General features: G+C 57.7%; 9 protein-coding genes. All 9 read right to left on the minus strand.

Features of this window, described 5'->3' with window-relative positions:
• Positions 1-87: 87 nt before the first annotated feature.
• The 9 genes from B5D61_RS05495 to B5D61_RS05530 all read right to left on the minus strand — a co-directional run bounded on the left by B5D61_RS05495 (position 88) and on the right by B5D61_RS05530 (position 13,549).
• Complete coding sequence (locus B5D61_RS05495) at positions 88-3,462, minus strand: efflux RND transporter permease subunit (protein ID WP_078812314.1); 3,375 nt, start codon at positions 3,460-3,462, stop codon at positions 88-90.
• Positions 3,459-5,165, minus strand: a complete 1,707-nt coding sequence (locus B5D61_RS05500) for an efflux RND transporter periplasmic adaptor subunit (protein ID WP_078812315.1) — start codon at positions 5,163-5,165, stop codon at positions 3,459-3,461. The genes B5D61_RS05495 and B5D61_RS05500 overlap by 4 nt, the downstream gene beginning before the upstream one ends.
• 4 nt (positions 5,166-5,169) lie before the next feature.
• A complete protein-coding gene (locus B5D61_RS05505; RefSeq protein ID WP_176159237.1) occupies positions 5,170-6,438 on the minus strand; it encodes a TolC family protein in 1,269 nt (422 codons plus the stop codon).
• Positions 6,439-6,980: 542 nt separating this feature from the next.
• A complete protein-coding gene (locus tag B5D61_RS05510) occupies positions 6,981-9,245 on the minus strand; it encodes a multicopper oxidase domain-containing protein (protein WP_078812318.1) in 2,265 nt (754 codons plus the stop codon).
• Positions 9,246-9,337: 92 nt separating this feature from the next.
• On the minus strand, positions 9,338-9,475 hold the full coding sequence (locus B5D61_RS26115; protein WP_176159238.1) for a hypothetical protein: 138 nt from the start codon (positions 9,473-9,475) through the stop codon (positions 9,338-9,340).
• An 81-nt stretch (positions 9,476-9,556) separates the two neighbouring features.
• The gene (locus B5D61_RS05515) at positions 9,557-10,051 is read right to left on the minus strand and encodes a hypothetical protein (RefSeq protein WP_078812320.1); all 495 of its coding nucleotides are present in this window, start codon (positions 10,049-10,051) and stop codon (positions 9,557-9,559) included.
• Between the two features lie 131 nt (positions 10,052-10,182).
• Positions 10,183-12,516, minus strand: coding sequence for a copper-transporting P-type ATPase (locus B5D61_RS05520; RefSeq protein WP_078812321.1), 2,334 nt, complete (start codon positions 12,514-12,516; stop codon positions 10,183-10,185).
• A gap of 105 nt (positions 12,517-12,621) precedes the next feature.
• Complete coding sequence (locus tag B5D61_RS05525) at positions 12,622-12,879, minus strand: hypothetical protein (RefSeq protein ID WP_078812323.1); 258 nt, start codon at positions 12,877-12,879, stop codon at positions 12,622-12,624.
• 100 nt (positions 12,880-12,979) lie between these two features.
• Positions 12,980-13,549 (minus strand): RNA polymerase sigma factor, encoded by a 570-nt coding sequence (locus tag B5D61_RS05530; protein WP_078812325.1) that lies wholly within the window; start codon positions 13,547-13,549, stop codon positions 12,980-12,982.
• Positions 13,550-13,554: the final 5 nt, after the last annotated feature.

The raw sequence follows: 13,554 nt of genomic DNA on the forward strand, positions 1-13,554 counted from the left end.
GACTTTCTTTCTTTATGTCAAAAAGCCGGGGAGAGCTGGAATATTGCTGTCACTACCACTAACTCAAAAGTGATCTCGCTAGCACACCTACAAGGTTTTCATCACATTGGGTTTATCATGGAACTCACGTCCTCTTAGCCAGAGAAAGATGACAGGAGTGACAATAAGAATGTGAATGAGGCTGGAGATCATGCCGCCGATGACGGGCGTGGCGAGGGGTTGCATGACTTCAGATCCTTGACGGTGGCTCCACATGATCGGCAGCAGGGAGGCGACAATGGTGGCGACGGTCATCACTTTTGGGCGCAAACGCAAGCGTGCGCCGTCCTTCACAGCCTGCACAAGGTCACTATAAGCGAAAGCGGCTCCAAGTTGCGCCATGCGGGCTTTCACGGTCTCCTCCAGATACACAACCATGACGACACCGGTCTGTACAGCGGTGCCAAAGAGGGCGATGTAACCGACCCAGACAGCTCCATTGAAATTGTAACCGAGCAGCTTTTGCAGTAACACGCCACCACTCAAAGCGAAGGGCACGGCGAGCATGACATGCGCGGCCTCCAGTGCGCTGTGATAGACGATGTAGAGCAGCACGAAGATGATAAGCAGCACAATGGGAAAGACGACTTGCATCGTCTGTACGAAACGGCGCTGATTTTCATACTCGCCGGTCATTTTGTAAGTCATGCCTTCCCAGTTGATGGCCTTGAGCTTCTGCTCGACCTCCTGAACGAAGCCGCCAAGGTCTCGGTCTTGCACGTTGGCTTGAACGTAGGAACGGAGGCGTCCGTTCTCACTGGCAATCTCATTGGCACCGACTTCACGGGTGATCTTCGCCACCATGCCAAGCGGGATATAAGTGATGGGTGTGTTTCCTGCGCTCAATGCCATACTTGCGGGTGGCGCGGGCGCAGCGCTACTGGTCATGCCTCCGCCACTTCCCTGCGGATCGGCACCGGATGCACTCATGCCCTGACGTGCAGCGACAAGGATGCTGCTGAGCTTCTCGATGTCGTCACGCTCGCCTCGCTGCACCCGGATCTGAATGGGAAAGCGCTGCCGACCTTCGATGGTGGTGCTGACGTTCTTGCCGCCAATGGCAATCTCCACGGCATCAAGCACATCCTTGGCACTGAGGCCATAGCGGGCCATCGCTTGACGATCCACCTGGATATTGAGGTAGGGCTTCCCCTGCACTCGTGAAGGCGATACTCCGGCGGCCCCTTCGATGCTGTTGATAAGTTTTTCGATCTCGAAGGCTTTGCGCTGGATCTTGTCGAGGTTGTCACCATAGATCTTCACGCCGACCTGCGCTCGAATGCCAGTGTAGAGCATGAGGATGCGGTTCTCGATGGGTTGCAGGAAGGCTGGCACATAGCCAGGCACTTGCTTCATCTTTTCAGTCAGCTCGGCTTTGAGTTTTTCCACTGTCATGCCTTCACGCCATGCAGGATTGCGTTTCACGCTCCAGCGACCATCGCGGATGTATTCCGGCTTGAGCATGATCGTCGTTTCCAGCATCTCGGTGGGCGCGGGATCGGTTGCGGTTTCAAAGCGTCCCAACTTGCCCGCGACAGACTCGACTTCGGGCGTGGCAGCGATGACGGCATCCTGCCAGGACATGACGCGCTGGATCTCTTTGAGACCGGTCTTTGGCATCATCACAGGCATGTAGAGCAGGCTGCCTTCATTGAGCGGAGGCATAAATTCTTTGCCAAAACCCGTGACGATTTCACTGAGGCGCGGATAGCCTGCATCGCGGATGCTCTTCACCGTGGCGCGTGGCAGGCCAAAAGCGGTGAGCAGAGCCACCGCGAGGATGCACATGGCTGCCGTGATGACCGTTTTCCGATGATTGAGCGCCCAGTTGAGCGTTGGCTCATACAAACGGAGCAGGAACTTCATCACGATGTTGCTTTCCTCTGAATGAAATGGCCCGCGCACCAGCAGCGAGCACAGCACCGGCACCAGAGTCACCGCGAGCAGAGTGGAGCCGATCATGGCAAAAGTCTTGGTGAAGGCCAGCGGATGAAACAGTTTCCCCTCCTGACCGCTGAGCGCAAATACCGGCACAAAAGCGAGGATAATGATCGCCATGGCGAAGAAGATGGGCCTGCCGACCTGTGTGCAAGCAACGAGCGTGATATCCCAGGTTTCTTTGGAGTTTAGCCGCCCGCCTTTTTTGTGCTCAGCTTCCTCACAGTGTCGAATAACGTTCTCAGTGACGACGATGGCCGCATCCACCAGCACACCGATGGCGATGGCGATGCCAGTGAGCGACATAATGTTGCTGGTAATGCCAAACTCCTTCATCAGCAGGAAAGAGATCAAGATCGAGATCGGCAAGGGCAGCGTAACAATGAGAATGCTGCGGAAGTGCCAGAGAAAAATGATGTGTGCGAACGTGACGAGAATGAACTCCTCCAGTAGTGCGTGCTTGAGTGTGCCAATGGTGTTGTCGATCAGCTCACTGCGATCATAGAAGGGCTTGATGGTGACACCAGGTGGCAGGCTGGACGCGATCTGTGCGATCTTTTCCTTGATGCGCTCGATGACGGCTTTGGCGTTTTCACCGGTGCGCATGACCACGGTGCCGCCCACGGCCTCATGTCCGTTTAAGTCGAGCGCACCGCGTCTAAAGTCGCCACCGATCTGCACGGTGGCGATGTCCTTCAAGTAAATGGGCGTGCCCCCCATCGCCTTCACGGTGACGAGTTCCAGGTCTTCGACACTTGTGACGAGGCCGATGCCACGCAACACAAACTCGGCCCCATTTTCTTCCACTACCTTGCCGCCGACATTGAGGTTCGCATTCTGCACCGCCGTCATCACATCCATCAGTGTGATGTTCGACATGCGCATCTTGGTAGAGTTCAGTTCGACCTGATACTGCTTCACAAAACCGCCGATGCTCGCCACCTCTGCCACGCCTTGCACACTGGCGAGTTGGTAGCGCACATACCAATCTTGCAGCGAACGAAGCTCCGCGAGATCATAGCCACCGTCCTTTGCTTTGGAGGCATCAACATCGAAGTAGTACTGATATACCCAGCCCAGGCCGGAGGCATCAGGGCCAAGCTGTGGCTTCACACCTTCGGGCATGGAGCCTTGCAAGTAGTTCAGTCGCTCCAACACTCGCGCTCGTGCAAAGTAAGTGTCCACCTTGTCCTCGAAGATGATGGTGATGAGCGAGAAGCCGAACATCGAAGTTGCACGCACCTCTTTGACCCCCGCCAGACCTTGCAGTCCGGTGGACAGCGGGAAAGTCACCTGATCCTCGACCTCCTGTGGGCTGCGGCCCATCCACTCGCCATAGACGAGCACCTGGTTCTCCGTGAGATCGGGAATCGCATCGACAGGCGTGAGGTAAATGGCCCGCACGCCCAGCGCGATGAGCAGCAACGCAGCACAAGCGACCAGGAAGCGGTTTTTCAGGCTCCAATGAATGATGGCCTCAATCATGGCTGGCTACCTCCACGCTTGATTTCCTTGGCGCAGTTGAGCATTTCCTTCCCGAAGAAGGGGTTCTCGCCCGCTCGCCCAGGCATCTGCACCCAGCGGCCTTTCTTCGGCGCATCTGGAATGGCTTGATCCACCATGGCGCATTCCCAGACGTTGAATGAGGGTGCGCCATCCGCCATGCGCAGCGGTTCAAGGACAGCGGTGGCTGCTATGGTGAAAGAATGGAAGGCAACGCGTGCTTTTTGAAGGTCGTCGAAGCCGTGGAAGTGCCTGGATTTTTCGAGGGCATCCAGCGTGTCCAGCGTGCCTTCAGGAGAACGCAGCGCCTCGATCAATTCGCCGGCCTTCATCATCGCGGGTTTACTGGCTTTGTTGAATGCAGCCAAGTCATCAGCGGCAAGGGCTGCGGCCATGGCATCGGATAGTTTCACAAAATCACTGATGGCCTGCTTCTTCGCGTCGCTCAACGCGGGCATGGGAGCTGCGGGTTTCATCGGCTCCACGGGTGTCATGAAGGAGCGGTTCATCTCGGCCTGTCCATCAATGAGAAGGTTGCCATTTGTCACCACTTTGTCCCCGGCCTGGATACCAGAGAGTATCTCCATCAGCTTGTCGCCACGGCGGCCCAGTTTCACAACGGTGCGGGCGTAGGCACCTTCGCTCCGATCAACATAGACGACTGCCTCGGGGCCGGTCTCGATGACGGCGGAGCGTGGCACGGTAAGCATGGCGGGGGCTGCGACTTTTAGAGCACCATCCGCATAGAGGCGATGCAGCAGCACGCGGCGGCCATTGATGAGAGGGTTTGCCAGCTCGACGCGCACCTTGGTGGAGCGCGTGGTTTCGTCGAAATTCGGGTCGATGAAGGTGATTTTCCCCTCGAAGGATTTTCCGGGCAGAGATGGCGTGGTCACGGTCACACTTTGACCGATCTCTATCCACGGCATGTCCTGCTCATAGGCGCGGAACTGAAACCACATGGTTGAGAAGTCTGCGATCTCAAGCAGCTTCTCCCCTGCCGTCACATACTGGCCTTCATAGACGTTCTGCCCCACGACTGTGCCGCTGATGGGAGAGAGGATCTGGGAGGTCAGAGCATCACCGGCTTTTTTATCCAGTGCTTCGATCTGTGATGGTGTCAGCCCCATCTGCCGCAGGCGCAGGCCGGTGTTCTTCTTCAGATCGCCCGTGAGCTGGCGGTATTCGCGCTCAGACTGGAGCAATGTTGGGCTGTAGAACTCTGCGAGCGGCTGGCCTTCGCTGACCTCCGCGCCCATGAAGTTCACATGTAGCTTCTCGATCCGACCATCTATGTAGGCCGAGAGGATGCGGTGGCGCGTGGCATTGTCATCGATCATGCCTGCCACAGGCAGCGTCCGAGTGAGCGGCTGAACCTTCGCCGCCGCTGTCTCCACATGCAGGACTTGAATTTGGTTTTGAGTCAGAGCGACAACTTCGCCACCGCCAGAGGTATCTATGCCTTTTTCTCCCTCATAGACGGGCGTGAGAGCCATGCCGCAGATGGTGCAGCGTCCCGGCTTGTCGCTTTTCACCCAGGGGTGCATGGCGCTCTGGTAAAAGAGCACCTTGCGCTCATTGGTCGACGGCGCGGCAGTTATGGACGTGCCGCCAAATTTGTCGCGAAGGAACCAGCCTCCGGCGAGGGCGGCGATGATGATCAGCAGTGTGATAAAGTATTTCATGGCGTTACTTTCCTTGAGGGTTGGAGGTGCCGCCAGTGAGGGCGATTAATGCCTGCGCGGCTACGTGCCGGGCGGCGAGCGCCCTTTTCTGTTCCTGCCGTGCCTCTAAAAGGGAGCGACGCGCATCGAGTACTTCCAGCAGCGTGGCCTTGGAGGAAATCCAGGCGTTCTGGATCGTCTCAACAGCTTCCTCTGTCTTTGGTAGCACTTCGGCCGTGTAGGCTTTGACGGCTTGTTGGTTATTCTGCGCCTCAGTGATCAGCGTGGTGAGTTGCATATATAGCTCGCGTTGCTGGGCAGCGAGATCACTGCGCGCGGCATCACGCAGGCTCTCAGCACGGGCGATGTCCGCTTTGTAAACAGAGCGATTGAACCACGGCAGAGTGATCCTCACGGCGAACATCGCATCGCGGAAATCACCGCCGGAATAGGTGTTCGTCTCGACGCCGACGGAGATGATGGGCTTGCGTTTTTCACGCGATGCATCCGCCTCCGCCTGCGCACTATCGATCTGATGGCGCATGACCGCGAGCCTTGGATTGCCGCGTTCCAGCCGCGTTTTCAAGGCCGTAGCATTGGTCAGTTCGGACGCCTTGCTATCAAGGGCCAATGATTGCCATGGAGTGTCAGCACCACGTCCCAAAAGAAGATTGAGCGACGTGGTGAATTGCGTGCGTTGTCGTTTCAGGGACGCGAGCGTCTGCGTGCGCACGGCCAGTTCGCTCTCCAGCCGCAAGGATTCCGTCGCCGTGGCACCTGGGTTCTTCGTCCGCTCCTCAGCGGTCTTCACGATGGTTTGCAGCCAGGTGAGATTCTCAGTTTGGAGACGGATCAGCTCATCTGCCAGCGCCAGTTCCAGCACCGCCTGACCGACAGAAAGCCCCAGCTCTGCCGCTGTTTGCTGTCGTGTCGCCTGTTGCACTTGCCGTTCAGCGGTTGCGCGGCGCTTCTCTGCGTTGTAAAGCCCTCGACGTGGCAGCATTTGATCAACGCCGACAAAGATATCACCATCATCTTGCCTCATCGAACGCCGCGCGGCGGTGAGGCCGAGTCCGAGCTGCGGATCTTCCCAAAGCCGCACGGCTCCTATGGCTGATGTCGCGGCTTGCATACGCGCCTCTACGGCGGCGATGGAGGGATGCGTGGTGACTGCCTCATGCATGAGACGGCTAATAAATATCGGTCCTGCAACCGTGGTGCTGTCTTCGGCCTGGGCCGTGAATACTACTGCCACGGACAGCGCCAGAACAGAGAGTGGTGATGATGTCTTCATTGAGTCCTCGTGGAAAAAGCTTCGTTTCGGGGTCGTGCCGCGCGGGAAACGAGCACAATTCTCCTGTTGAAACGAGGCTTCGTCAGATGAGGAGGGTGCAATGCAGCGCCAATGCAGGCGGGCAGTGCGGCAGGAATGCATTCTCTGTAAGAGACCGTGGCGGCTTCTGGGAAACAAGCGGAGCAAAGCGTGGCACTACGACGCTCTTGAGCATCGGCACGAACTTGATCTCTTGAACGTGTGCAACCGGAGCCAGAGGAGTAGGCTTCGCTGGGTTTTGCGATGGGGCCATTCCACATTCACAGTCCGCACTCACGCAGCAAGCGAGTTTGCATGAGACCACCTCCTTGTCCTGAGCGCATGAAGGCACTGAAATAGAGGCACCTGCCACCTGCGCCATCAGGAAGATGGCGGTGGTGATGATTCTGATGCAGGCGTGTCTCATGGGTCAAAGGAATCGGGTCTCGTGACTGTGCAACGCTGAGAGAAAGCCAACCCCTCAAAAATTCTCAAAATTGTTGGCAGCCCTGTCACCGGCATTATCAGAACCGGAAGCCGACGCCTGCGCCCAAGCCATACTGATTGTGATACTGGCCGACGAGTGAGAGATTTTTGTGCAGGAAATACTCAGCGCCTGCGGAGGTTTCCCAGCGTGCTTTGGTGTCATACTGGGCGCGGCCAAAAAGTGAGAAGCGGGCGGTGATGGGAAAGACCTTGCTGACGGTAAAACGGAAGTCGCCATCGGTGTCCACGGAAGCCTGGGACTGGATGAGGAAGGGCAAGAGGTAACGGGTGCCAAACATAGCGCGGTCATCGTTGATGCCGTTGCTCCACTCGTTGCTGGCAAAGGCGCTGAGGTTGGAGGTGATGAAGCGGTCGTAGTCGATGCCGAGTTCATAGTCGGTGTCGCTGCCATTGCCGAGCCGCGACTGCCAATGCACCATGAGGCCGTTGCGATTGTTTTCCACGGAGGCGGTGCCTTCGGTCATGTTGGAAAGCAGGGTGCCTTCGCCAAAGAAGAATTTGGGATCGTGGGGGCCGCCAATCAAGGGAAGGGACTTCATCGGGTGATGGGCCATGTAGCTCGGCGTTGGCGCGTCTTCGTAGTGGACCACGCGCATCATGCCCACCTCGGCATGATAGAGAAGGTGGCAGTGCATCATCCAGTCGCCCGGTTCATCAGCGGCGAACTCAATGGTGCGGCTGGTCATGGGGGGCACATCCACGGTGTGTTTCATCGGCGAGAGGTTTCCGGCGCTGGTGACAAGTCGGAAGAAGTGCCCGTGCAGGTGCATCGGATGGTGCATCATCGAATCATTGATGAAGATGAAGCGCACCTTCTCGCCACGGCGCACATTGATGGTATCCGCCTCGGTGAAGGTCTTGCCGTCCAGCGTCCAGACATAGCGGGTCATATCGCCCTGAAGGCGGAAGGTGTATTCTCGCAAGGGGCGTGAGTCGGAGATCTCGGTGCTGCGTAGAGCACGCAGTTTTTCATAGGGACTGTCTGGGCGTTCGGGGTCGTCCATGCCCTGCATTCCAGCCATCGGCGGCATGTTCTTCATGGCGGGCATCGGCATGGTGCTGTGGTCCATGCCTTTCATGTTTGCCATGACATCCGGTTTCATAGCTGGCTCTGTTGGAGACATGCCTTTCATTCCCTTCATGCCGGCCATCGCGCTATGATCCATCGCGGGTTCAGGCGCAGCCATGTCGCCTTCGCCCATACCCGCCATCGCACTGTGATCCATGCCTTTCATGTCAGCCATGCCACTCATGCCGGACATGGCGTGGCTTTTATAGACATTGGGTTTCGGCACGTCAGGGGCAGCGTGCCTTTCTCCTTCGCCGATGAAGAGGCTGCTGTGGCCGGTGCCATCCTGGGCAGTGGCACGCAGTTCCCAGGCTCCACCTTTGGTTGGCACCTTCACCAACAAGTCATAGGTTTCCGCGATGGCGAAAAGAAAACGCCCGGTCGCCACGGGCTGAACATCGGTGCCATCGGCAGCGATGATCTTCATGCCGCCGCCTGCGTAGTCGAGATGGTAATAGGTGCTGGCACTTGCGTTGATTAGCCGCAGCCGAACTGTAGCACCTGGCTGCGCGGGAAATTCAGTGGCGGGTTGGCCGTTGGCGAGAAAGGCGTCATAGCCCACATCGGAAAAATCCATGGGAGGCATTCGTGTCATCGAGCGCTTCACCATGTCAGTCCACGCATCATGCTGGATGGCACCGACGATGGTCTGGGCGGTGCCTTTCTTGATCTGCTGCCACTCGCGGCCTGCGCGGAGCTGCGCCAGCACGTCATACGGGCGCTCATTGGTCCAGTCTGAGAGCATCACCACGAGGTCGTGATCAGTCTTGATGCGTTCACCGCCCTTGGGCGTGATGACGATGCTGCCGTAAATGCCGAGCTGCTCCTGCAAAACACTGTGGGAGTGATACCAGAACGTCCCGCCGTGCCGCAAGCGGAAGCGATACTCGCGGGTTTCACCAGGTTCAATGGGCGCCATGTTCACATGCGGCACGCCATCCTGATCGTTGGGGACCAGCAATCCGTGCCAGTGGATCGAGGTTGATTCCTTCAGGTCATTGCGCACTCGCAGCACGGCATCATCTCCCTCAGTAAAGCGCAGGGTCGGTCCGGGGATTGAGCCATTAATCGCCATCGCCCGTCGCTCCTTGCCGCCGAAACTCACCGTCATCTCTGACAGGTTGAGGTCATAGTTCACGGTCTTCGCCCATAATGCCGAGGATGAGGACAGGAGGACAAGCCACACGAGGGCGGAGATAAAGTGGTAGCGCATGATTGGCTGGCAGTGGATGGAGGTAAGTTACAATGACGGCACGGCGGCACCCGTTAAAGGATGTCGCCGTGCGGTGAGCATGGAGCCGACCTTTACATCTTAGCGTGCTCGGCTGCTGACATGCCGGGCATGGACTGGTTCTGACCCCCAGGAGATTTCTTGCGGGTGGCGCAACTGCTCACAGTGATGAGGGTGACCGCAGCAAGGACGATGGTGATGAGTTTGTTCATGACGGGGTGTGTTCGTTGTCGAGTTTGGCTTTGGTTGTGTTGAATTCCAGCAAATTTGAGTGCTAGAAAATAATGTTGTGACTATTCATGCAACGTATGCTGATGTCGCGGCTCCACTGCCGCAGGGGGTGGTCCATCGCGAAACTCCGGGTGTCGCACACGACCGCCCGCATAGCTGATCCAGCCGCCGACTCCCATGCTTGCGGCAGCGAAGGCCAGAGTAGCCAGCGCCAGCGGCACGGCTGTCTTGGGCTTCCATTTTGGCACAGCAAGAGCTGCCCCTGCGACGAGCAGCAAGGCATAGTAGATATAGATGGTGGTTTCGGCCCGTTCCATGTGGGTGTCGAGCCAGCCCTGGCCTGGCTCATCGGCCATGCCACGCACGGATTTGTAAGCTTGCTGCCCAAGAAACAGCACCGGATAGGCGGCAGCGGAACTGACCAGGACTACGACCAATGCCACGATCTGCGCCTGCCTGCTTTTCAGGAACAAGGCGAGAAGTAGGGCTAAAATCCCAAGCCCGACACCAATGACGAGCATATGATTGGAAATGGCGTGGAGATATTCAGGTTTCATGGCCGGTTGGGGCGTGGATGTAGTGGGAACATTGCCTTCAGTCGCTATTTGAACTCCACTGAACCCCCAACCCCTCTAACTAATTCTTGAAAACAGCCTGTGCTGGAACACGGCGGCAGACCATGGGGTGTTTACCCCAACTTCGCGCGGCCCAGGCGCAGGGCGTTGGTGATGACGGAGACGGAACTCAAGCTCATGGCAGCACCGGCCACGATGGGACTGAGCAGGAGACCGAAGAATGGGTAAAGCACGCCTGCGGCGAGCGGAATGCCAAGGGCATTGTAGAGGAAGGCGAAAACGAGGTTCTGGCGAATATTGCGCAGCGTGGCGCGGCTCAGGTGGATGGCTTTGGCGATGGCACGAAGGTCGCCTTTGACCAGGGTGACGCCTGCGCTTTGCATGGCGACATCGGTGCCAGTGCCCATGGCGATGCCGACATCGGCAGCAGCAAGTGCAGGGGCGTCGTTGATGCCGTCACCAGCCATTGCGACGACTTCACCGGCGTCATGCAGGCGGCGCACTTCGGCGATCTTGTCTGCGGGAGTTACTTCGGCTTTGAAATTGTCGAGCCCGAGCTTTCTCGCGACGGCTTGGGCGGTGCGGGTGTGGTCGCCAGTGAGCATGATGACTTTCACACCGAGGTCATGCAGGCTGTGTAGCGCTTCTTCGGTTGTAGCTTTGATGGGATCAGAAACCGTGAGCAGGCCTGCGGGGCGGCCATCGAGGGCCATGTAGAGCGCGGTTTCGCCGAGTTCCTGACGCTCCGCAGCCTGCGCTTCCAGAACATCGAGATCCGTCACGCCTTGTTCGCGGAGGAAGGCCGCTTTGCCGATGAGCACGGTGCGTCCGCTGATGCGACCTGCGACACCTCCGCCTGTGTGGGAGGTGAAATCTTCGACGGGAAGCAATGGCAGGCTGGCGTCCTTCGCGGCTTTCACCACGGCTGAGGCGAGCGGATGCTCGCTCGACTGTTCCAGTGAGGCAGCGAGCTGGATCATGGTATCTGGTGCTTCATCGCCCGCAGGTATGGCCTGAGAAAAATGCGGCCTGCCTTCCGTGAGCGTGCCGGTCTTGTCCACGAGCAGTGTCGTGACTTTCTCCAGCCGTTCCAGTGCTGCGGCATCCTTTACCAGCACGCCTTCACGCGCCCCACGACCGACACCTACCATGATAGACATGGGCGTCGCCAAACCGAGCGCACAAGGACATGCAATGATAAGCACGGCCACCGCGTTGACGACGGCAAAGGCAAGGCGAGGCTCAGGTCCGAACCACCACCAGACTGCGAACGTGAGCACTGCGATCACGAGCACGGCGGGAACAAACAACGACGCAAATTTATCCGCGAGGCCTTGGATCGGTGCGCGGCTGCGCTGTGCCTGCGCCACCATGTCCACGATCTGGGAGAGCAGGGTCTCACTGCCCACACGCTGCGCTTTCATCACGAAACCGCCTGTGGTGTTAAGCGTTCCGCCGGAGACACTATCGCCGGGTTTTTTCTCTACGGGAATTGGCTCCCCCGTGAGCATGGACTCATCCACGGAAGATGTGCCTTCAGAGACGATGCCATCCACGGGAATTTTGTCACCAGGACGGACTCGCAAAAGATCGCCGACTACCACTTCGTCCAAAGAGATCTCTTCATCCGCACCGTCACGGATACGGTGTGCAGAACGCGGAGCCAGGTCCAGCAACGCGCGGATAGCGTTGCCTGTGCGGCTGCGGGCGCGGGCTTCAAGCCATTGGCCGACGATGACGAGCACGATGATGACGGCTGCCGCCTCAAAATAAAGCGCCACCTTGCCGTCCATCTGCATCGAGGCTGGAAACAAGGAGGGAAGTAGAATTGCCACCACACTGTAGGCGTAGGCGGCTCCGACGCCGATGGCGATGAGTGTCCACATGTTCCAGTGACCGGAACGCAGGGAGTTCCAACCACGGCGGAAAAACGGCGCACCAGCCCAGAGCACTACGGGCGTGCTGAGCAATGCCTGCACCCAGCGTGAGGCATCGCCATTGATCCAGTGTGAGTGTCCCAAGCCTGGCAAAAGATGCGCCATCGCCAGAATGAAGACTGGCAGCGTCAAAAGGGTGGAAATCCAAAGTCGGCGGCATAAGTCTCGTTCCTCACCACCTTCATCCTCATTATGGTGAGCCGCCAGCATGGGTTCGAGTGCCATGCCGCATTTTGGGCAGTCGCCGAGGCGATCCTGCACCACCTCGGGATGCATTGGGCAGGTGTAGCGGGTCTTGGTCGTGGCTTTCCAAGCGGGATTGCGTTCCAGAGCCATGCCACATTTGGGACAGTCGCCGGGGTGGTCGGACTCGACGCCGGGACACATCGGGCAAAAGTATTTCGCACCCGATGAAGGCTGCACGTCGCTGTGATGATCAGCGTGGCTAGTCTGGCAGCAGTCCTTTTTCGTGGTGGCCTTCGGCTCGGTGTGATCGCTGCTTTTGTTCATGGCATGTCCAATTTGATTCTGGGAGCCAGTGTGATAAGCAACACCAGAGCTGCGATGTTCCTCAAGGCATTGATGATTTCATGATTGGCTGACCGAAAGCCTCCCTTATTTCTTTTCTGCGGCTTTCACCTTGGCAACGAACTTGACGGGGTCCTTGTTAAAGTCCTTTAGACAGGACTTACAGCAAAGATACACGTCGGTACCTTCATGGGTGACTTTGACCGGCTTGCCCATACCACCAAGTTCTTCGTCGGAAACGACGCATTTTTTGAGGGGATAGGTGGTCGGCACACCAGTATCAGTGGCGGAGGCGAGGCCAGCACTGAGAAGCAGGCTGGAGAGGAGGGCGAGGGTAAGTTTCATGATAGATGAGAAGGTCGTTGGTTTTGTGAGTGCCTGGTAATAGCAGGCAAACCGTGCAACTCCAGACAGCGAGGAACCCCTCAACATTCCTTTAAAAAATTCAAGGGGTCTGTTTTGTGATGATCTTCCTGAGCATCTGCCGCGCTCGATAGATGCGAACTTCGATGGCTTTGGTGGAGCAGCCGAGGGCTGCTGCTACTTCGGCATGGCTCATGTCTTCTACGGTGAAGAGCAGTAGGGCCTCCCGTAGGTCGGTGGGCAAGGCGACGATGGCTTGGTTCACAAGCGCAGTTTTCTCATGCAGATCCGCCGCAGCATCAGGAGACAATTGTAGATCAGCAGGCTCGTGGATCATAGCGCCTTCCTCGTCGGTGAGTGGCACGGTCGGATGCCTGCCTTTCCATCGAATATGGCTTCGGGCCAGATTGGCCGCGATGTGAAAGAGGTAGGTCGAAAAAACGGCTGTGGGCTGGTAGCGGTGACGGCTGCTATAGAGGCGCACAAAGCTCTCCTGGGTAAGGTCCATCGCCGTCGCATGATCACCCACCATTCGCAGAAGGAAGGCGGCGACTCGCTCGCGCCATCGTGCCATGAGCGTGTTCAAGGCAAGGTCTTCACCATTGGCGAGCCGTTGCATGAGCTGAATGTCGTCATCAGATGAGGAGGTCATGCGCA

Origin of the sequence: Prosthecobacter debontii (assembly GCF_900167535.1) — a bacterium.
Taxonomy (GTDB): Bacteria; Verrucomicrobiota; Verrucomicrobiia; order Verrucomicrobiales; family Verrucomicrobiaceae; genus Prosthecobacter; species Prosthecobacter debontii.